The sequence below is a fragment of the Moraxella canis genome (genome assembly GCF_034424565.1).
GTDB lineage: Bacteria > Pseudomonadota > Gammaproteobacteria > Pseudomonadales > Moraxellaceae > Moraxella > Moraxella canis.
In genome coordinates this window covers 1,516,283-1,535,479 of sequence record NZ_CP139961.1, presented here as the reverse complement: position 1 = coordinate 1,535,479, position 19,197 = coordinate 1,516,283, and the positions used below count along the sequence as shown (strand labels likewise).

Below are 19,197 nucleotides of genomic sequence, written 5' to 3'. Positions count from 1 at the left end.
AGCCCAAAACCGCGATAATTACAAAATATATCCCAAGATAATCGACATTTATTTAAAAAATATCCCATTAAACTAATAAATATGTCTAAATACCTGATACAGTATTGTAGATTTGATGGATGATGTATCTTTAAGGCGACACCTTATTACTATTAAACTGATGATGCGGCTTGCAATATCATATTGATGACCAAGCAATTCATTTTTAATAATTTTTTATTGTATATTCAAAAATGATATGGCACAATGAGCACTTTTAATGTTTTGGATAAGTTTATGAAGGCACAGCAAGGTTTTACCCTGATAGAGCTGATGATTGTCGTATTGATTATTGGCGTTTTGGCGATGTTTGCCATACCTCAATATCAAAAGCACACCATTACCGCTCAAGTTAATCGTGTGATGATGGAAACCAGTCAGCTACGCACCGCTGTTGAGATGTGTGTATTGCAAGGTATTACCGAAGAAAACCAATGCGATGCAACTAACATTAAAAGCGACTTAATCAAGGATGACAAACCCACTATTACCCTACCAAAGCAAAATGGTGATGAAAGCACCATTAAAGCTGTTTTTAGTGGTAACGCCGCCAGCGCCCTACATAATAAACAGCTAATCTGGAAGCATTCATCTGAAAATGGTTGGATATGCGAAACCGATGTAGATGATGATTTTAGACCAAAAGGCTGCAGCAAATAAAGCACGACGCCATCCGAATGCACTCTAGAAATTAAAGAAGACAATAAATAAAAAATCCCCAAGCTTGAACTTGGGGATTTTTGGATATGGTAGAGAGCAGGTTATTCTGCGTCTTTACGCGCACCCAATTTTTCTTTGATACGCGCAGATTTACCTGAACGCTCACGCAAGTAGTACAATTTGGCACGGCGAACATCACCACGACGCTTCACTTCGATGCTAGCGATCAATGGTGAATGCAGTTGGAATGCACGCTCAACACCAACACCGCTTGAGATTTTACGAACGGTGAATGCAGAGTTTAGACCGCGATTACGCTTAGCGATGACAACGCCTTCAAAAGCCTGTAAACGCTCACGATCGCCTTCACGAACCTTCACTTGAACAACAACAGTGTCGCCTGGTGCGAAAGCTGGGTGGTCTTTTAGTTGTGCATTTTCAACAACTTGTACTAAAGGATGTTTATTACTCACAAGATTTCTCCTGATAATCATGGCAGAGGCTAAAACTTTTTTGCTAATGCAATGGTTAAAAAGTCGCATACCATCGTTAATAAAGCGGCATCACGCGCGCTGTCTCTGAACCATACAGATTTAATTAATCTTCCAAGTCTTTGAGCCACTTGGCTTGCTGTTTACTGGGTTGAAAATCTTCCCAAAGCTCTGGGCGACGTGCCTTGGTACGCTTAACTTGTTCTAAAAAACGCCATTTGGCAATATTGGCATGATGCCCAGAAAGTAAGACAGGCGGCACCGCCTCACCATGAAACTCAAGTGGCTTAGTATAATGAGGGCAATCTAAAAGCCCATCCACAAAAGAGTCTTGCTCAGCCGACAGATCATCACCCATGACCTTAGGTAGTCTACGAATCACGCTGTCCATCAAGACCATGGCAGGCAGCTCACCGCCCGTTAGCACATAGTCGCCAATGGAGATTTCTTTGTCCACATAGCGCGCAATGAGCCGCTCATCAATCCCTTCATACCGACCGCATAACAATATCATGCCATCCAAGCTTGGCATGTTAGCCACCAAAGGCTCGCTCAAAGTCTCTCCTTGCGGTGAGAGATATACCACAGGGCATTGACCATTTTGAATGTCGCAGCCTGCTTGCTTAGCCAAATCTTGAGCATGCATGATCGCTTTTTCAAGTGGCTCTGCCATCATGACCATACCAGGACCACCGCCAAATGGGCGTTCATCAATCCGACGGTAATTATCGGTGGTAAAGTCCCTTGGGTTGATCACATGGATAACCACTTGTTCATTTTTGACCGCGCGACCTACCACGCCAAAGTCTTTGATGGCGCTAAACATCTCTGGCAGAATACTGATCACCGCAAAAAACACAGCAGCCACCCCAAATGCTGATCAGTTTCAATCCCCAAAAAGGATTAAAACGACAAATAATTAATAATCAGATCCCCAAGCGACAAGCATGGTTTTATTAGGTAGATCAACCAAGAGCACCACATCACTATGCCAAGGAATCAAGCGTGCCTCATCATCAATGCTTTGAGGGGTTGGCTTTAGCGAGATAATTTCGTGCGCACCCGTCTCAAACATCTCTTTGATGATGCCAAGATTTTCACCTTGTTCATTAATGACGGTAAGCCCGATCAAATCCGACCAGTAATACTCATCTTCCTCAAGCTTAGGAAAGCTGTCTTTAGAAACCCAAATGGTTGTACCATTCATGGTTTCAGCGACATTACGATCAGCAATCTCATGAAAACAAGCCACCAACCCCTGACCTTGCACACGCCAATCTTTCACGGTGATCGGCTTAAAGCCTGTGGCAGTTTTCATCCACCAAGGCTGCATCTCAAAGATGCTGTCTCTTTGATCCGTCTCACTAAAAACCCAAAGCCAACCTTTGATACCATAAGGCTTTTTTAAGGTGGCAATCTTAACCAGTTCTGAAGCCTCAGGGGCAACGGTTTTAGAAGAGTTTGCTTTTATAGTCAAGGTGGTGATCGCTTACTGTAAAATCGTGATAATAAATAACACAAAACGGTTTACGCTCCCATGAACGCAAACCGTAAAATCAAAGCGCGATTAAGCTGCTTTGTTCAATGCTTTAACAATTGAAGCAACACGCTCAGTTGGCTGTGCGCCTTTAGCAATCCACGCATTGTAAGCTTCTAGATCAATGCGAGTTTCAACTTCTTGACCACGTGCCATTGGGTTGAAAAAACCAATCTTTTCGATAAAACGACCATCGCGTGAAGCGCGCTTGTCAGCAACAACAACTTGATAGAATGGACGCTTTTTTGAACCGCCACGAGCTAGACGAATAACTACCATGATAACTCTCTTTTGTAAAATAAAAATCTAAAAATCATTTGCAAGAATTAGAGCATGATACAGATTCGATAAAGATGAGGATGAGCCGTTCGAACCTGAACCACTAAAAGCGTAATTATAGCAAGAAATTACTCAAGTTAAAAGCAAAAAATGAATTTTTACAAAAATTTGCTCAAAAAGCTCAGCTCAAGCTGTGCTAAAATAACTTTGGGAAAATCACAGGCTGCTCACCATGAATAAAACTTTTCGACTTTTTTTATCCAAATTGCATTATAAGCTGTATTCTAACACCTTACAAACCTTGATTATGGTGTGTTTTATTGTGTTTGTCAGTGTGACGCTATCCATATGGTTGTTTTGGCGCAGCCTATATTTGCCTGAGCTAAAAAACCATGCCAGTTATTTATCAACAGAGATCAAATTATTAACTTCCATTGAAGATGATTGGCAAAATAACCCTGAGTTTATGCACTGGCTAAAAAGCAATACGCACATTGAGATTATTGATACCCCAAGTGATTTTCCTGATATCAATGATAAACCCGTCGTGACTCGCCTGACTGATATTATGGCAGAAGAAATATCAAGGTCGCTTGGTCGAGAAGTTAAGGTTTATTTTAAGTTCAAACCCACGCCCAAGCTTTGGATTCATGATAGCGCCCATCCCGATATCTGGATTCGAGAGCCGATGATGCACTACTCTCAATACAGTACCGGCGTTATTTTTGGATTTTTGTTTGGCATTCCTTTGCTGACCATTTTTACCATTTGGGTATTGGTACGGGGGCTCAATCGTCCGCTCAAAAAACTTGAGCGAGCGGCTAATGACTATATCACCCATGGGCACGCGACCACCCTACCTACCCAAAAAGGACCCAACGAAATTCGCAAAGCCAATACGGCATTTAATCGGCTGTTTACCACACTCAATCAAGCTCAAAAAGAACGTACAATTATGCTTGCAGGGATCAGTCATGATCTGCGCACGCCTTTAACTCGCATGCGATTGACTGCTGAGATGCTGCCAGATGAGTTTTTTCGTGAAGGACTGGTTTATGATATTGAAGATATGGACGCCATTTTAGAACAATTCATATCTTTCATGAAAGATGGCTCAGATGAGCCCGTCAAGCCAACCAATTTAGATGCCATATTCAAAGAAATCATGGTGCAGTTTGATGGCGTAAGATTTTTATATGAATCTACAGTGACTCAATCGGTTCCTGTCAGACCCCTGTCAATCAAGCGCCTCATTGTCAATTTGGTCAATAACGCCATTCGCTATGGGGAGCCGCCGATACATCTGATGGCGACTATCACACCGCCACCTCAAGACCCTCAAAACGAGAGCATCTTTGATCGCTATCCGACACTGATTTTATGCGTCAAAGATGAAGGCGAGGGTGTGGCTGAAGATCAGCTTGAGCGGATCATGCAGCCTTTTGAGCGCGGTGAGTCTGCTCGCACCACACAAGGTAGCGGTCTGGGCTTGGCGATTGTCAGCCGTATTGCCCATCTTCATCAAGGCGTGGTTGAGGCCATCAATCACCCCAATGGCGGATTGCAAGTTTGTGTCAAAATCCCTTTGATGACTCAAATTAATGATGCATCAAGCGAGGATATTGACGCTACGCCAATCAATCCAGCGTAGCGCCTTTTTGATGAATGGTTTTTTCTACTCTGTCTTGGGTTAGCTCATCGGCTGCGACCACGACGCCCACTTGTTTAACAGGCCATGTCATGATAAATCTTGCGCCATGTAAAGTTGGGCTTTCGTCTACCGATAGATTTGCATTGAACCAAAAAGCAATTCGGCTAACGATGGACAAGCCCAAGCCATATCCGCCCGATGCCCGAGTTCTGCTATCGTCCAATCTGGCAAATGGGATAAAGACTTTTTCACGATTTTCTTCTGCGATGCCATGCCCATCATCTTCAACGCTGATAAACGCTTCACCCTTGATAACGCCAGCGCTTAGCATGACAGTTGATTGCGCGTAGCGAAGCGCGTTACCCACCAAATTCTGAACCACGCGATGCAGATATCTACGATCAGCCATGGCAACCGCTTTAGCAGGTGGTAATTTACAAACAAGCTTGATAGGCTTACCCAAGGCATTGGTTTCACGCTCAATCTGCCCAATCAGATCACGCAAATTCACCATTTCCCAATCAAGCTTTGGGGAACCTTCTTCAAGCTTTGCATAGGTCAAAATCTCATCAATCAGTTCATTCAATGACTCGATATCTTCATCAATAAACTTCTTTTGAAGCTGCCGAGAGTCTTCGTCGTCTGTATCAGCAAGCATATCGACAGCAAAGCGGATGCGCGCAACTGGTGTGCGTAATTCATGCGAAACGGCACGAGTCAATTCCCTTTGTGCCTCAATCAAACGCTTAATATGCGCAGTCATGGCATTAAATGTCATTGAAAGCCTAGCAATGTCATCCTGCCCCACCACTTGAACTTTGGTATCAAGATTGCCTTGGGTTACCCGATTTACGCCAAGCTGTAGCAGCTGAAGTCGTCTTTCTAAAGGGAAAATCAGCGCATAGACACCAAGCGCAATCAGTAGAACGCAGATCAGCGCGACGCTTGCCAAAAGATTCAGCGGAAACCAATTAAATAAAGTCACAGGACCGACCACGATCACCTCATCTTCAACTTCTGAAGCAACAATGAATGAGATGGTCGAATCTTGACCTCGAATCCCATCTTGGTAAGAAATGACCAACTCATCCCGTTTTAGTCTGGCAATTTGATCATGATCAAGACGTAAATTATTGATGGACTGCTGATATATCGGGTAGCTGAATTTTTCGCTCAGATATTCAAGGCGAGCTTTTTTTTGCTCATAGCCATGAAAATGAGACAGATCATCTAACAAAAAAATCGTCATTGCGCGCACTTGGCGCTCACCCACCTGAGCCAATTTGACCGTCAAAACTTCATCAGTACCCTCAAGATGATGGTAAAATGTCGATTGATTGGTATGAGGATCATACCGTACGACAGTTTTTGCCTCTTCGATGCGGCGCATTTCTCTGGCTTTAAATTCAACGGAATTCATGGGAATGATTTCAAAATTACTCCCAAACAAAGCACTGATGTCATTTAGCCAATAATTTTTTTGAGCTTCAGTTTCCTGATGGATGGCGCCTTGACCAATCAGATAAAACACGCCCGTTGCTACTGTTTCTCGGTAGGATTGGGCTCGCTCTTGGTTGATGGTATCTACCAATAGATACGCAAAAAAAGCGATAGATAGGCAGACAAGCAAAAGCCCTGCATAAATTCTAAAAAAGATACTTCTTTCTGCAAAACTAACCAAAGTCATATCAAACAGCGCCTGATAAAATGAAAGCCAGCAACAGCTGGCTTCACACGAATCACTCCGTCGAAACAAAATGCCATGAATTAATTGCCTTCTTTGACAAACAAATAGCCCTTGCTACGAACAGTTTTAATCCGCTTAGGATTTTCAGGATCATCGCCAATTTTCGGACGAATACGAGAAATTCTAACATCAATTGAGCGATCTTGGCCATCGTATTCAATGCCACGCAGACGCTCAAAGATATCTTCACGCGATAAAATTCGACCCGCGTTAGACGCCAACAACCATAATAGATCATATTCAGCACTGGTAAAGTCAACCAAATCGTCATTCAAAGTCACAGAACGACCGCCGTTATCAATGACCAAATCGCCAAATTCTAAGCGCTGTGGAGAGGTCTCAGATGGCGCAGTATCAGAACGGCGCAATAAAGCGCGAATGCGCGCTAATAGCACACGTGGCTGAGCTGGTTTTGCGACATAATCATCCGCACCCATCTCTAGTCCTAATACTTGATCCATGTCATCGGTTCGTGCAGTCAGCATCAAGATAGGCTGCTGATAATGCGCACGCACTTCACGGCAGACTGTCAAACCATCACTTCCAGGCAGCATGACATCCAACACAACCAAATCAGGCTGTTCACTGATAATGCGACGAATAGCACGAGTGCCATCAGTCTCAATGGCTACATCAAGCCCGTTTTTTCGCAAATAATCTTGCGTAAGCATCGCCAATCTTTCATCGTCTTCGACGATTAAGATTCGGGGCATATCTTCTTTTTCAGGGGTAGCAGTCATAATTATCCTAAAGTGATGTCACCACCACAATAACCTAAACTGATTTTATTTTATCACAATTTAATCATATAAATCGCGCATTAAGCACGATTTTTATATTTTTGAATGGTTTGTAGCTGAGCTACCGATTCTGCCAATGCAGCCAATGCAGCATTTGTTTGCAGGGTATCTGTTTGATTAACAAGCATCTGCTCAGCAGCACGACGAGCCTCAGCGATTTTAGCTTCATCTAAATCATGTGCGCGTTCTGCAGAGTCAGCCAACACTGTAACTAAATGAGGCTGCACTTCAAGCACGCCACCCGACACATAAACCACTTCTTCGCTTGATCCGTCGGCAGATTTCATACGCATAGGACCTGGTTTTAGCAAAGTAATGAATGGTGTATGGCCTGCCAAAATGCCAATCTCGCCAGAGTGACCATTTGCAATCAACATGCTAATGTCACCAACATATAACTCTTCTCTAGCACTCACAACTCGGCACTTAAAAGTTGCCATATCATTCTCCCAATAGATCAGCAGTCGTTAGATCATGCCACAGCCAGATCCCTATCTGACTGTGGCTGCAACAGTTTATGCTTTAAGCTTTTCAGCTTTTGCAACAACTTCATCAATACCGCCGACCATATAGAATGCTTGCTCTGGCAGATCATCGTACTCACCTTCAATGATCGCTTTAAAGCCAGCAATAGTATCACGAAGTGCCACATACTTACCTGGCGCGCCAGTAAAGACTTCAGCAACGTGGAATGGCTGAGACAAGAAGCGCTGGATCTTACGAGCGCGATAAACCACAAGCTTATCTTCTTCTGACAACTCATCCATACCCAAAATTGCGATGATATCTTTTAGCTCTTTATAACGCTGTAGAACTTCCTGTACGCCACGAGCGACTGTATAGTGCTCTTCGCCAATGACCTGTGGATCTAGCTGACGTGAAGTAGAATCAAGTGGGTCTACGGCAGGATAGATACCTTGTGATGCGATGTCACGGCTAAGTACAACAGTTGCGTCTAAGTGAGCAAATGTCGTTGCTGGTGATGGGTCAGTCAAGTCATCCGCTGGTACATAAACAGCTTGAACAGAAGTAATCGAACCTGATTGGGTAGATGTAATACGCTCTTGTAGCAAACCCATTTCTTCTGCAAGGGTTGGCTGATAACCTACAGCTGACGGCATACGACCCAATAGTGCTGATACTTCGGTACCTGCCAAGGTATAACGATAAATATTATCTACGAAAAGTAGAACGTCACGACCTTTACCAGTTGCTTCGTCTTTTTCATCACGGAAATATTCAGCCATTGTCAGACCAGTCAAAGCAACGCGCAAGCGGTTTCCTGGTGGCTCATTCATCTGACCATAAACCATGGCTACTTTAGACTTTGTAAAGTCATCAGTATTAACAACGCCCGCTTCTTGCATCTCGTGGTAGAAGTCATTACCTTCACGAGTACGCTCACCCACACCAGCAAATACTGACAAGCCTGAGTGTTTAAGAGCGATGTTGTTGATTAGCTCCATCATGTTAACGGTCTTACCAACACCTGCACCGCCGAACAAACCAACTTTACCACCTTTGGCAAATGGGCAAAGCAAGTCAATCACCTTGATACCTGTTTCTAACAGTTCGGTTGAGTTTGATTGTTCATCATAGCTTGGTGCTTCACGGTGGATAGACCATTTTTCAGCAGCGTTTACTGGACCAGCTTCATCGATTGGGCGACCCAAAACATCCATAATACGACCAAGCGTAGCTTGACCTACTGGCACCGAAATTGGCGCACCTGAGTTAGAAACCGACAAGCTGCGCTTCAAGCCTTCAGTTGAACCCATAGCAATGGTACGAACCACGCCATCACCCAATTGTTGCTGCACTTCAAGTGTAGTTTCTGTACCATCGACACTCAATGCGTCATAAATTTGTGGCACTTGACCACGGTCAAATTCAACGTCAATAACCGCGCCAATAATCTGTACAATACGACCGCTCATTGCGTTCTCCTATTATCTAAAATTAGTCAATTAAGAAACAGCGGCAGCACCGCCAACGATTTCCGAGATTTCTCGTGTAATCGCCGCTTGACGCAGCTTGTTATAAACCAACTGTAATTCTTTAATTAAGTTACCAGCATTATCTGTCGCCGCCTTCATTGCTACCATACGAGCCGACTGTTCAGAGGCAACGTTTTCACGAACGGACTGGTAGACCACAGATTCAATATAGCGTAGGAGCAAGCTATCAATGAGCGTTTTAGTATCCGGCTCATAAATATAATCCCAACTGTGCGCCTGAAGCTCACTGTCATTAAACTCGCCCTCTGCCAATGGGACAATTTGATCAACTACTGGTTTTTGCGCCATGGCGTTGATAAACTGGTTATACACCAAGTAAATGCGATCTAATTTTCCATTCAAGTAGTCATCAAGCATGGCTTGAACTGGCGTGTTGATTTGCTCAAGTGAGGGATTGTCACCATAATCAGTTACAGCTGAGGTTACTCTACCACCAAAGTTCTTAAAAAAGCCTACGCCTTTTGCGCCTATCACTGCAAATTCAATTTCAACTGACTGCTCTTGATAGCTTTTGACTGTTTTTAACAAGTTTTTGAATAGGTTGATGTTCAAACCACCTGCCAGACCACGGTCAGAAGTTACAACCACAAAACCAACACGATTGACCGGACGGTTAATCATATAGGGATGCTTATAATCTGATTGCGCTTGCACTAAATGTGAAATGACACGGCGCATACCGTCCGAATACGGACGACCCGATTCCATTCGCTCTTGGGCACGGCGCATCTTACTGGCAGCCACCATTTGCATTGCACGCGTAATTTTTTGCGTACTTTTAATGCTGGTTACTTTAGCACGAATTTCTTTTAAGCTTGCCATAATTATTCCAATACTGGACTTATTATAAAAAGGGTTATGGTGCGTTAAAACAAACGCTTAACACACCATATTTCTTTGCTACAATTAGTAGCTTGCTGATGCCTTGAATGACTCAACCGCAGCTTTTAGACGACCTTCGATGTCATCGTTATAGTTAGCAGTTTCATCAATTTCATTCATCAATGCAGCGTGTTCTGTGCGAAGATAGCGCAAGAAAGCTTCTTCAAACGCACCAATCTTCTCTACAGGCACATCAGACAGATAGCCTTCGTTTGATGCATAAATAACTGCTGCTTGATCAGCAATAGACATAGGTGCATATTGCTTTTGCTTCATCAACTCAGTAACACGTACACCATGCTCTAGCTGCTGCTTAGTAGCATCATCTAGATCTGAGGCAAACTGAGCAAACGCAGCAAGTTCACGATATTGAGCAAGTGCTGTACGAATACCGCCTGATAGCTTTTTGATAATCTTTGTTTGAGCTGCACCACCAACACGAGATACCGAAATACCTGCGTTGACCGCTGGGCGAATACCTGAGTTAAACAAGTTTGACTCAAGGAAAATCTGACCATCGGTAATAGAAATAACGTTGGTTGGTACGAATGCTGATACGTCACCAGCTTGAGTTTCAATGATTGGCAATGCTGTCAAAGATCCAGTTTTACCTTTCACTTCACCATTGGTAAATGCTTCAACATAATCCGCATTAACTCGTGACGCACGCTCTAGAAGGCGTGAGTGTAGATAAAATACGTCGCCTGGATAAGCTTCACGTCCAGGTGGACGGCGTAGTAGCAAGGAAATCTGACGATAAGCTACAGCTTGTTTTGATAGATCATCATAAACAATCAGTGCATCTTCACCACGATCACGGAAGTACTCACCCATCGTACAACCTGAGTATGGTGCGATATACTGAAGCGCTGCAGGCTCAGATGCAGAAGCAACCACAACGGTTGTATAAGCCAATGCGCCTGTTTCTTCCAGCTTACGTACTACGTTAGCAATGGTAGAACGTTTTTGGCCAACCGCAACATAGACACACTTAATGCCTGAGTTTTTCTGAGCGATGATCGCATCGATTGCTAAGGCAGTTTTACCAGTTTGACGGTCGCCAATGATCAGCTCACGCTGGCCACGACCGATAGGAATCATGGTATCTACTGCTTTATAGCCAGTCATTACAGGCTCATCAACAGATTGACGAGCGATAACACCTGGTGCAATCTTTTCGACTTTATCAGTCAATTTTGCATTAATTGGACCTTTACCATCGATTGGGTTACCTAACGCATCAACGACACGGCCTAATAGTTCAGGACCTACTGGTACTTCCAAAATACGACCTGTGCAATATGCTTTTTGACCTTCTTGCAAGCTAAGATATTCACCCAGTACAACTGCACCGACTGAATCTTGTTCAAGGTTTAGTGCCATACCGTACACACCACCTTCAAACTCGATCATCTCGCCATACATAGCTTCTTCTAGGCCATGGATTTGCACAATACCATCAGAGACACTGACGATAACGCCTTCAGTTTTTGCAGTTGCGCTTACGTCAAGGTCTTGAATACGCTGCTTAATCAGATTGCTGATTTCGGCTGGATTCAATTGTTGCATTGCCTTGTTTCCTTTGATTTAGACAGCTCACTACTTACGCAGTTAGCTGAGTCTTTAATTGTTTTAACTTGCCACGCACTGAGCCATCAGTAAACTTGTCACCCACCTTGATCGTAGCTCCACCCAACAAGCTTGGGTCTACAGATTCATGCAAAATAACGATAGAACCTGTTGAGAGCGCTAATCGCTCTTGAAGCTGCTTACTTTGAGCTTCGGTTAGTGGAAAGGCTGAAGTTACGTAAGCATCAACCTGTTTAAGCTCTTGTGATTTTAGCTTGGTGTAATGAGCATTGATCTCAGGCATCAGTGCCAATCTGTCATGCTCTGCCAACTGTTTTGTAAAGTTGGCCAACGCTTGAGATGCTTGCTCTGCTGTTAATTTGCCATAGGCATCCATCAGAATATCTGCTTTTTGTTGTGCAGAAATGGCTGGATTGTTAAGCAGTGAAGCAAAATCTTCATTGCGTACAACATCGCTTGCAATCGACAAAAAGGCTTCCCAATTGCTGATTGCATTATGCTCTTTAGCGTAATCAAATGCTGCTTTGGCATATGGTCTAGCTAAGGTAGTAAGTTCAGCCATGATATCCTCTAATTACAGCTTAGCCGCCAACTGTTCAAGCATGCTGGCGTGTTCTTGTTCATTGATTTTGTCTTGCAAAATCTTTTCAGCACCGAGTACAGCAAGACTGGCCACTTGTGAGCGAAGTTGTTCACGAGTCTGGGCAGCTTCTTGCTCTACAGCTGCATGAGCTGCGGCGATGATGCGCTCGCCTTCAAGACGGGCTTGTTCTTTGGCATCTTCAATCATTTGGTTGGCGGTTTTATTCGCACGCTCAATGATAGATGCAGCTTCGGTCTTAGCAGCTGCAAATTCCGCTTCTACTTGCTTTTCAGCAGAAACCAAATCCGCTTTTGCTTTTTCTGCGGCATTTAAGCCTTCTTCGATTTTACGTTGACGCTCATTAATCGCGCCGATCAGTGGTGGCCATACAAACTTCATGCAAAATAGCACAAAGATTGCAAAAGCAATCAGCTGACCGAAAATGGTTAAATTGATCATCCAATCACCTCGTTGTTAGTGAAAGTCAGGTGATGCCCACCTTTGTTTCTAAGACCCAAAGGTGGTCGTTAAACTGACGGTTTCAGCTTATGCGAATGGGTTGGCGAACAATAGAAGCATTGCGATACCAACACCGATCATTGGTACGGCGTCAAGCAGACCTGCAACGATGAACATTTTGGTCTGTAGTTGTGAACCAAGCTCTGGTTGACGAGCAGTGCTTTCTAGGAATTTACCGCCTAGGATAGCAAAACCGATACCTGTTGCTAGTGCGCCTGCACCGATTAGTAGAGCGACTGCAAGTAGTGTGTACTGTGCGATTACTGGATCCATGATGTCTCCTTATGACCTAAAATCAAGGGTTATTAAAAAAGGTTCAAATTAATGTTCGGATTCTGCTGAGATTAACGATAAGTATACAATCGTCAACATCATAAACACGAACGCCTGAAGAGTAATAACTAGAATATGGAAGATTGCCCAAGGCACACTCAGCGCCCACTGAATCCAGAATGGCATCAGTGCAATCAAGATGAAAATTAGCTCACCTGCGTACATATTACCGAATAGACGCAGACCCAATGAAATAGGTTTTGCTAATAAGGTAACAATTTCAAGTACTAGGTTAATCGGGATTAAGATAGCTTGCAAAATTGGATTTTTTGCACTAAACGGATGCAAGGTAAATTCTGCAATAAAGCCACCAACGCCTTTATATTTCAAACCAAAGCCAATGATTAGGAAAAATACGCCAATCGCCATACCCAAAGTGATATTCGGATCTGTGGTTGGTACAATTTTGAAATATACATGTTGTGGATCATGACCCATTAATGAACCGATCCATTGAGCTGTGGTTGGAATCCAGTCAATAGGCACCAAGTCCATCAAGTTCATCAAAAAAATCCACACAAAAATCGTCAATGACAGCGGTGCTATCAGCTTTGATGGACCATTGTAAGATTCGCGAACACTGTTGTCTACGAAATCAACAATCATCTCAATAAAAGCTTGTAGCTTAGTTGGAACGCCTGAAGTCGCTTTACGACCAACCGCCCAAAAAAGCGCCAAAAAGAAAATACCCAAACCAATAGACCAAAGCATGGAATCCACGTGGATCGCCATAAATCCCATCTGCTGAGCTTCAGCGGCGTCATAAGCCACTTTCCAGCCTAATTCAGGGTGGCGTCCAAATGTCCAGTTGGTCAAATGGTGAGCAATATATTCTGTAGATGTCTGTTCGGCTGCCATAATAAGCTTCTTATTTTTAACTCAAAAAAGAAAAATTGGTGATAAACGCCAAATCAAAAAACGAAGTTACCATTTAACTCTTTTCAATCCATTGTTAGCAGCTTGGTTGATCAATAGTTCATCAACCGTACTTCCCTTGTCCATTACTTCCGACAAAATCCATACTTTTGCATTGATTTAAAAAATCAATGAATTTCATAACTGCTTATGAAATCCATAACAATAAATTGCACTTGTAACTAACAGAGTATCTTACTTTAGTGTTGGCAATATGTAAAGAGCAAATCGCCATTTTATTGCCGAAATTTTGCAAATTTATGGGAAAATTGCATAATTTTATGATTTTCTTAAGCATAAATAATTTGTTATCAAACTATTTTCAAGAGTTTTATCAATGATAGCTAATATTACTACTATATTAAAATAATCTAATGTTTCACAAAAGCTACAGATAAATTACTCAATTGCCATCTTGGGCGCCATGACTCATCTAGGATGATTGATTGATAATTCTGATACAAATGATGCAAGTAGGGATTTGATGGAGAATCATTTCATCTTTATGAGTGCCAAATTTTGGCTGAGAATCAAGATGATATACCCCACAATCACTGACGCTGCGCTGATTGGCTGAATCTTTAAAAATACAAAGGCAAATAAAACCAAGGTGACCGCCCATTTGATGGCAAAGCCCAAATAAGTATTAAGCATGATTTGGCGTGAGTGCTTAGCACCTACGGTATGATAAGCGATTCGAGTAAAAATTGACTGCCCAATAAAAGCAATCAAAGCACCGATCGACAGACCTTTGGCGATCAGTCTATCGGCATCTGCCATCACATAGCTTAGCACCAAGCCAAAGATCATGACGCCCAAAACTGCCCAAATTTGGCGCATTTGGGCTTTATAGATGGCAGATTTTTTATTACGTTGGGCAGGACGGCTCATAATCTTAAAGATGTTGGTTGAAAGGCTTGATTATAAAGAGCCGCCTTCTGCTAAGCAAGAATTATTTAATGCCAGCACATTTTTGAAGCGCATCCACCTGAGCTAGCCACGCACTGACAAAATCCTCGCCCATCCCACTCATGTCTTCTTGGATGACTGCCACGCTCACATTACCAAGCTTATTTTTAATGCCATCTGAGACCGCCCCTTGAGACGCAAGGCACATGGACGGCTGCGGTCTTGTTTCATTCAGTCGCTTAAATTGACTGGCTGTTGGATTGAGATGATGGTCAGGCGTCAGCGCCCCTGCAAATTTCAGCCCTGCCGCCTGTTCGATGTACTGAAACGCATCATGATACGCCCAATAAGGTGTCATGCCATTTACCTGTACGCTTTGAGCTGCCTCATCCATACGCCGTTCAAAATCTGCCGCATTTTGGGCATATTTGGCTTTATATTCTGGGTTGGCATGACCGTGCACCACAGCCAATGCACGCACGATGGCTTTGGCATTTTCTGGATCAAGCCAAATATGTGCATCTTCTGAATCTGGTTTTTGGCTGCCGTCAATATTTCTTAAGGGCAGGCGATGAAAGGCATTAAATTGCAGCAATGAAATTGCATTAGGCGCATCTGCCAGTGTTTTCACCAAATTTTGCTCAAGCGATTCCCCAAACCAGATGACATAATCACTGTCTTCAACCAGTTTGACTTTGCTGGGTGACAGCGAGCCATGATGCCCCACGTCTCCAGCGCTCAGCAGCACTTCGGCATCGTGCTGACCTTGGGTCACTTCATGACTTAAGAGCGCAAGCGGATAATTGCTGACACTGACCACGCCAGCCATCGCAGAGACTGAAAAAATCGCAGTAATAGGCAAGGCAATCACCGCTTTTAAAGATCGATATAGCATAGAGTTTTTAAACAGCGTTAGTGTTTTGAATGTCATCATTAATAAGCATCCCAAATTCTAAAAACGATTCAATTATAGCACAGCTGATATCAAAATGTTATTTTATAACATGAAATCTGCCATTAAAAGTGTTAGATAACATCTTGGTTTTATTTGAAATATGACCTGAAATGATGGTCTTCATTGACAATTACTGCTATAATATAACTGATAAAGTTAAAGTCAATCAACGGTCAAATTGATAAATTTATGGACGAAATCAATTTGCTGGGGTGGTTGGCTTATTTTATACCTATTGATCGGATATGATTTACGATTATTGACTTTACGCCTAATTTTAAAAGGTTATTATGCATTCAGCTCATCATCATTGCCATAGCCATCATCATAGCGGCTATCATCAAAATCCCGAGCAGCGCTTGGCTGATGCTAAAGCCTACTGCGCCAAACGCGGAGCCAGATTTACACCGCTGCGCGAAGAAGTGTTTAGGCTGATTTTGCAGGCAGACAAACCGATGGGGGCGTACGACCTGATCAGCGCACTTCAGCAAAGTCGCTTGTCTGATGTCAATGCAAAAAAAACCAATATTGCACCACCGACCGTATATCGCTCATTGGAGTTTTTGATTGAAGAAGGTTTGATTCATCAGCTTAGCTCCATAAATGCGTATGTGCCTTGCTGCCATCCCAGAGACCAACATGCAGCAGCGTTTTTGATCTGCCAACAGTGTCAAAAAGTGGAAGAATGCAGCAATCTTCCTGTTGATAGCATGATGAATTTTGCTGCTAAAGATGCAGGGTTTTTGGTTGAGCGCAGCATCATAGAACTCAAAGGCATCTGCCGTGACTGCCGCAGCAAGTTATAACACCCCCCTTATCTTACAGTTAGACCAAGTCAGCTATCGTGTGAGCGATGGCGATTTGATCAGTGGCGTCAGCATGAGTATTCATGCAGGCGAGATGATCAGCTTGATCGGTCCAAATGGTGCAGGCAAGTCTACCTTGGTTAAGCTTATTTTAGGTTTATTGACGCCTACCAAAGGTAAAATTACCAAAAAAGTGCGTCAGATCAGCTATGTGCCGCAGCGCTTTAATGTACCAACCATCCTGCCCTTACGCGTCATCGATTTACTCAGACAAGCCAATCCAAAGCGGTTAACTCAAGCTCAAAAAGATGACATTTTTGACAAGCTGTCCATTACATCTTTATTACCCAAACAGATGCATCATTTATCAGGTGGTGAGACACAGCGCGTACTACTTGCTCGTGCTTTATTGGATAAGCCTGAACTCTTAATCCTTGATGAGCCCATGCAAGGATTGGATCCCGAAAGCGAAAGCTGGCTGTATCAGTTTTTGGATCAGCTGCCCGACTTTTTACAGTGTGCGATGCTTGTGGTGTCACACGATTTACACTGGGTCATGAAAGGCTCTCGCCGCGTCATCTGCTTAAATAAGCATATCTGCTGTCAAGGCGTGCCAAGTCAAATTGCGATCGCGCCTGAATTTGTGCAGCTTTTTGGTTATCAAGCACCTTATATACATCAACACACCCACTGCGATCACCATCTGGATCATGAGCATCTTGAGAGCGGTCATAAACATCGAGATACCGCATGAGTGACTGGCTACCAATTATCGCACCTGCTTGGATCGCTGGTGTATTGATTGCATTATTATCCGCACCCTTAGGCTGCTTGGTCTTATGGCGGCGTATGGCTTTTTTTTCGGACACCTTGGCGCATGGTGCACTGCTTGGCGTGGCGCTCGCCGTATGGCTAAAACTGCCTGCCGATTTGGGCATTGGTATGATTAGCATTGCCGTCATCATCGCCTTAACGCTGCTCAAAGATAAAAGACTGCCCAATGACGCCACTTTGGCAGTACTGGCGTCCACACTGCTTTGTTTGGGACTGCTGACGCTGACTCAGCTGACTCAGCAGCAAGCCAATGTGCTTGGATTTTTGTTTGGTAGTTTGCTTGATATTGATTGGTCGGATTTACCAAGGCTTGGCGCGCTGATTGCAATCGGTTTGATCATTTTAAAACTCATCTGGCAGTCTCAAGTCAAACTGGCAACTTCTGAAGCACTGGCTCAAATTCAGGGCATCAATCCTATGCATCAGCACCTATTTTTTATGGGGCTTTTGGCGGGCTTTTGTGCTGTAGCGCTGCAGGCAGTTGGCAGCTTATTAATCAGCGGTCTGCTGATCTTACCCGCCTTGATCGCCCGTCTGTTTGCACGATCACCAACGATGATGGTATTTTTATCGATCGTATTTGCCCAAATTGCTGTTACCGCAGGGGTGTGGGGAAGTGTATGGCTTGATATTCAAACAGGCTTATCAATCGTACTGATGCTTGCCATTGGCTTTTTTGCCACCTTTGCTTGCAAAAAAATACTGAGCAAATATGCCTAACATCACCGACAATTACACTTTTAAGATCATTCAATTATCCGATCTGCATTTGACAGGCAGAATTGGTCAAGCGCCCAGTTATCAGCGTTTTTTGGAAGTTTTTGGGGCAGTAAAGCACCTAAACCCAGATTTATGGCTTTTGACAGGCGATTTGGTGAATGACGGCAATAGCAATGCCTATGACTGGCTGTTTGATCGGCTGCAAGCAACCAAAACGCCCTATTTGGCTGTCGCTGGCAATCATGATGTGACCCACGAAATTGGCATTCATTTGGCGCACCACGAGCGGATACATGTCCCGATTTTGCCCGATCAGCGCCTAAAAAACTGCTATCGATATACTTTTCAAGCAGGGCATCACTGGCAGCTTTTATTACTCAACTCCAGCGTGCCAGGCGAAATATTTGGCGCATTAGATCATCAAACTTTGCTATGGCTTGATCAAACATTAGCCACTCACCCTGAACACACCCTCCTCGCCCTACACCACCATCCCACAAAGGTTGGCTCAGCTTGGATAGACGACTATTTGCTCCAAAATCATCAAGATTTTTGGCGCGTGATTAAAAAGCACGCTCATGTTCACACGGTTTTGTGTGGGCACGTGCACCAAGTCCACACTCTAAAGCCGCTACTTGCGCACCAAGTTCAGCTTCTTAGCTGCCCCTCGACAGACCGTCAATTCATGCCTTTTGTCGATGATTTTCAAATTGCTAACACGCCTGCTGGCTGCCGCGTGATACAGATTGATAACACAGATACGGTATCAAGTTACATCCAAATGGTGCAAAATACGCGCTAATTTGTCTTAATGATTGCAAATTAATATTAGCTATTTTAATCATCTTTTGATATAGTAATTGCAATTTTTTTTGCCGTAAGGCAGTTTAACGACCCGCAAGCTTTAATTCATCATGAACGCTTGCCAC

21 protein-coding genes and 1 pseudogene are annotated in these 19,197 nt (G+C 43.5%); 6 read left to right on the top strand and 16 right to left on the bottom strand.

The genetic code is table 11. The features are described from left to right. Positions 1-276: 276 nt before the first annotated feature. Entirely contained in the window at positions 277-699 is a 423-nt protein-coding gene (locus U0021_RS07005) for a pilin (protein WP_114799905.1), read from the top strand. A gap of 101 nt (positions 700-800) precedes the next feature. Here U0021_RS07005 and rplS read toward each other — a convergent pair whose 3' ends face one another. The 4 genes from rplS to rpsP form a co-directional block, all read right to left on the bottom strand. Beyond that, positions 801-1,172, bottom strand: coding sequence for a 50S ribosomal protein L19 (rplS, locus tag U0021_RS07000; protein WP_049236582.1), 372 nt, complete (start codon positions 1,170-1,172; stop codon positions 801-803). A gap of 124 nt (positions 1,173-1,296) precedes the next feature. Beyond that, on the bottom strand, positions 1,297-2,049 hold the full coding sequence (gene trmD / locus U0021_RS06995) for a tRNA (guanosine(37)-N1)-methyltransferase TrmD (protein ID WP_114799904.1): 753 nt from the start codon (positions 2,047-2,049) through the stop codon (positions 1,297-1,299). 60 nt (positions 2,050-2,109) lie between these two features. Then, positions 2,110-2,661 (bottom strand): ribosome maturation factor RimM, encoded by a 552-nt coding sequence (rimM, locus tag U0021_RS06990; RefSeq protein ID WP_114799903.1) that lies wholly within the window; start codon positions 2,659-2,661, stop codon positions 2,110-2,112. A gap of 96 nt (positions 2,662-2,757) precedes the next feature. Next, positions 2,758-3,006: a 30S ribosomal protein S16 gene (gene rpsP / locus U0021_RS06985; RefSeq protein WP_049236583.1), complete on the bottom strand. Its 249-nt coding sequence runs from the start codon at positions 3,004-3,006 to the stop codon at positions 2,758-2,760. A 232-nt stretch (positions 3,007-3,238) separates the two neighbouring features. Here rpsP and U0021_RS06980 point away from each other — a divergent pair, with 232 nt between their 5' ends. Further along, complete coding sequence (locus U0021_RS06980) at positions 3,239-4,657, top strand: ATP-binding protein (protein ID WP_114799853.1); 1,419 nt, start codon at positions 3,239-3,241, stop codon at positions 4,655-4,657. Here the strand turns inward: U0021_RS06980 and U0021_RS06975 are convergent. The 12 genes from U0021_RS06975 to U0021_RS06920 all read right to left on the bottom strand — a co-directional run bounded on the left by U0021_RS06975 (position 4,644) and on the right by U0021_RS06920 (position 15,887). Further along, positions 4,644-6,344, bottom strand: a complete 1,701-nt coding sequence (locus U0021_RS06975; protein ID WP_205276487.1) for an ATP-binding protein — start codon at positions 6,342-6,344, stop codon at positions 4,644-4,646. The two genes, U0021_RS06980 and U0021_RS06975, sit on opposite strands and share 14 nt — an antisense overlap. Before the next feature lie 80 nt (positions 6,345-6,424). Next, the gene (locus U0021_RS06970) at positions 6,425-7,117 is read right to left on the bottom strand and encodes a response regulator (RefSeq protein WP_407666588.1); all 693 of its coding nucleotides are present in this window, start codon (positions 7,115-7,117) and stop codon (positions 6,425-6,427) included. A gap of 107 nt (positions 7,118-7,224) precedes the next feature. Next, on the bottom strand, positions 7,225-7,644 hold the full coding sequence (locus U0021_RS06965; RefSeq protein ID WP_078255360.1) for a F0F1 ATP synthase subunit epsilon: 420 nt from the start codon (positions 7,642-7,644) through the stop codon (positions 7,225-7,227). A 75-nt stretch (positions 7,645-7,719) separates the two neighbouring features. Beyond that, entirely contained in the window at positions 7,720-9,141 is a 1,422-nt protein-coding gene (gene atpD / locus U0021_RS06960) for a F0F1 ATP synthase subunit beta (RefSeq protein ID WP_114799851.1), read from the bottom strand. A 30-nt stretch (positions 9,142-9,171) separates the two neighbouring features. Further along, on the bottom strand, positions 9,172-10,044 hold the full coding sequence (gene atpG, locus U0021_RS06955) for a F0F1 ATP synthase subunit gamma (RefSeq protein WP_114799850.1): 873 nt from the start codon (positions 10,042-10,044) through the stop codon (positions 9,172-9,174). A gap of 84 nt (positions 10,045-10,128) precedes the next feature. Beyond that, positions 10,129-11,673 carry a F0F1 ATP synthase subunit alpha gene (gene atpA, locus U0021_RS06950; RefSeq protein ID WP_049236596.1) on the bottom strand — a complete coding sequence of 515 codons (1,545 nt, stop codon included), beginning with the start codon at positions 11,671-11,673 and terminating at the stop codon, positions 10,129-10,131. 34 nt (positions 11,674-11,707) lie between these two features. Beyond that, positions 11,708-12,256 (bottom strand): F0F1 ATP synthase subunit delta, encoded by a 549-nt coding sequence (locus tag U0021_RS06945; protein ID WP_078255362.1) that lies wholly within the window; start codon positions 12,254-12,256, stop codon positions 11,708-11,710. Between the two features lie 12 nt (positions 12,257-12,268). Continuing rightward, positions 12,269-12,736: a F0F1 ATP synthase subunit B gene (locus tag U0021_RS06940; RefSeq protein ID WP_049236599.1), complete on the bottom strand. Its 468-nt coding sequence runs from the start codon at positions 12,734-12,736 to the stop codon at positions 12,269-12,271. 87 nt (positions 12,737-12,823) lie between these two features. After that, the gene (atpE, locus tag U0021_RS06935; RefSeq protein ID WP_003658962.1) at positions 12,824-13,069 is read right to left on the bottom strand and encodes a F0F1 ATP synthase subunit C; all 246 of its coding nucleotides are present in this window, start codon (positions 13,067-13,069) and stop codon (positions 12,824-12,826) included. Positions 13,070-13,117: 48 nt separating this feature from the next. Continuing rightward, positions 13,118-13,987 (bottom strand): F0F1 ATP synthase subunit A, encoded by an 870-nt coding sequence (gene atpB / locus U0021_RS06930; RefSeq protein WP_114799849.1) that lies wholly within the window; start codon positions 13,985-13,987, stop codon positions 13,118-13,120. A gap of 549 nt (positions 13,988-14,536) precedes the next feature. Further along, positions 14,537-14,935, bottom strand: a complete 399-nt coding sequence (locus tag U0021_RS06925) for an ATP synthase subunit I (protein WP_078255364.1) — start codon at positions 14,933-14,935, stop codon at positions 14,537-14,539. A gap of 61 nt (positions 14,936-14,996) precedes the next feature. Continuing rightward, complete coding sequence (locus U0021_RS06920) at positions 14,997-15,887, bottom strand: metal ABC transporter solute-binding protein, Zn/Mn family (protein ID WP_114799848.1); 891 nt, start codon at positions 15,885-15,887, stop codon at positions 14,997-14,999. A gap of 311 nt (positions 15,888-16,198) precedes the next feature. Here U0021_RS06920 and U0021_RS06915 point away from each other — a divergent pair, with 311 nt between their 5' ends. From U0021_RS06915 to U0021_RS06900, 4 genes and pseudogenes are all read left to right on the top strand, one after another. Then, positions 16,199-16,714, top strand: coding sequence for a transcriptional repressor (locus U0021_RS06915; protein WP_049236605.1), 516 nt, complete (start codon positions 16,199-16,201; stop codon positions 16,712-16,714). Beyond that, positions 16,692-17,468 carry a metal ABC transporter ATP-binding protein gene (locus U0021_RS06910; protein ID WP_114799847.1) on the top strand — a complete coding sequence of 259 codons (777 nt, stop codon included), beginning with the start codon at positions 16,692-16,694 and terminating at the stop codon, positions 17,466-17,468. The genes U0021_RS06915 and U0021_RS06910 overlap by 23 nt, the downstream gene beginning before the upstream one ends. Continuing rightward, entirely contained in the window at positions 17,465-18,268 is an 804-nt protein-coding gene (locus U0021_RS06905) for a metal ABC transporter permease (RefSeq protein WP_078255368.1), read from the top strand. Before U0021_RS06910 ends, U0021_RS06905 begins: the two co-directional genes overlap by 4 nt. Continuing rightward, positions 18,261-19,120 (top strand): annotated as a pseudogene (locus U0021_RS06900) (metallophosphoesterase). The gene U0021_RS06905 and the pseudogene U0021_RS06900 overlap by 8 nt, the downstream one beginning before the upstream one ends. Positions 19,121-19,197 lie beyond the last annotated feature (77 nt).

What these genes read in the sequence shown, in the direction of transcription:
- U0021_RS07005 (WP_114799905.1), top strand. Translation starts at nt 277, where the DNA reads ATGAAGGCACAGCAAGGTTTTACCCTGATAGAGCTGATGATTGTCGTA.
- rpsP (WP_049236583.1), bottom strand. Translation starts at nt 3,006, where the DNA reads ATGGTAGTTATTCGTCTAGCTCGTGGCGGTTCAAAAAAGCGTCCATTC.
- U0021_RS06980 (WP_114799853.1), top strand. Translation starts at nt 3,239, where the DNA reads ATGAATAAAACTTTTCGACTTTTTTTATCCAAATTGCATTATAAGCTG.
- U0021_RS06975 (WP_205276487.1), bottom strand. Translation starts at nt 6,344, where the DNA reads ATGACTTTGGTTAGTTTTGCAGAAAGAAGTATCTTTTTTAGAATTTAT.
- U0021_RS06970 (WP_407666588.1), bottom strand. Translation starts at nt 7,117, where the DNA reads ATGCCCCGAATCTTAATCGTCGAAGACGATGAAAGATTGGCGATGCTT.
- U0021_RS06965 (WP_078255360.1), bottom strand. Translation starts at nt 7,644, where the DNA reads ATGGCAACTTTTAAGTGCCGAGTTGTGAGTGCTAGAGAAGAGTTATAT.
- atpD (WP_114799851.1), bottom strand. Translation starts at nt 9,141, where the DNA reads ATGAGCGGTCGTATTGTACAGATTATTGGCGCGGTTATTGACGTTGAA.
- atpG (WP_114799850.1), bottom strand. Translation starts at nt 10,044, where the DNA reads ATGGCAAGCTTAAAAGAAATTCGTGCTAAAGTAACCAGCATTAAAAGT.
- atpA (WP_049236596.1), bottom strand. Translation starts at nt 11,673, where the DNA reads ATGCAACAATTGAATCCAGCCGAAATCAGCAATCTGATTAAGCAGCGT.
- U0021_RS06945 (WP_078255362.1), bottom strand. Translation starts at nt 12,256, where the DNA reads ATGGCTGAACTTACTACCTTAGCTAGACCATATGCCAAAGCAGCATTT.
- U0021_RS06940 (WP_049236599.1), bottom strand. Translation starts at nt 12,736, where the DNA reads ATGATCAATTTAACCATTTTCGGTCAGCTGATTGCTTTTGCAATCTTT.
- atpE (WP_003658962.1), bottom strand. Translation starts at nt 13,069, where the DNA reads ATGGATCCAGTAATCGCACAGTACACACTACTTGCAGTCGCTCTACTA.
- atpB (WP_114799849.1), bottom strand. Translation starts at nt 13,987, where the DNA reads ATGGCAGCCGAACAGACATCTACAGAATATATTGCTCACCATTTGACC.
- U0021_RS06925 (WP_078255364.1), bottom strand. Translation starts at nt 14,935, where the DNA reads ATGAGCCGTCCTGCCCAACGTAATAAAAAATCTGCCATCTATAAAGCC.
- U0021_RS06920 (WP_114799848.1), bottom strand. Translation starts at nt 15,887, where the DNA reads ATGATGACATTCAAAACACTAACGCTGTTTAAAAACTCTATGCTATAT.
- U0021_RS06915 (WP_049236605.1), top strand. Translation starts at nt 16,199, where the DNA reads ATGCATTCAGCTCATCATCATTGCCATAGCCATCATCATAGCGGCTAT.
- U0021_RS06905 (WP_078255368.1), top strand. Translation starts at nt 17,465, where the DNA reads ATGAGTGACTGGCTACCAATTATCGCACCTGCTTGGATCGCTGGTGTA.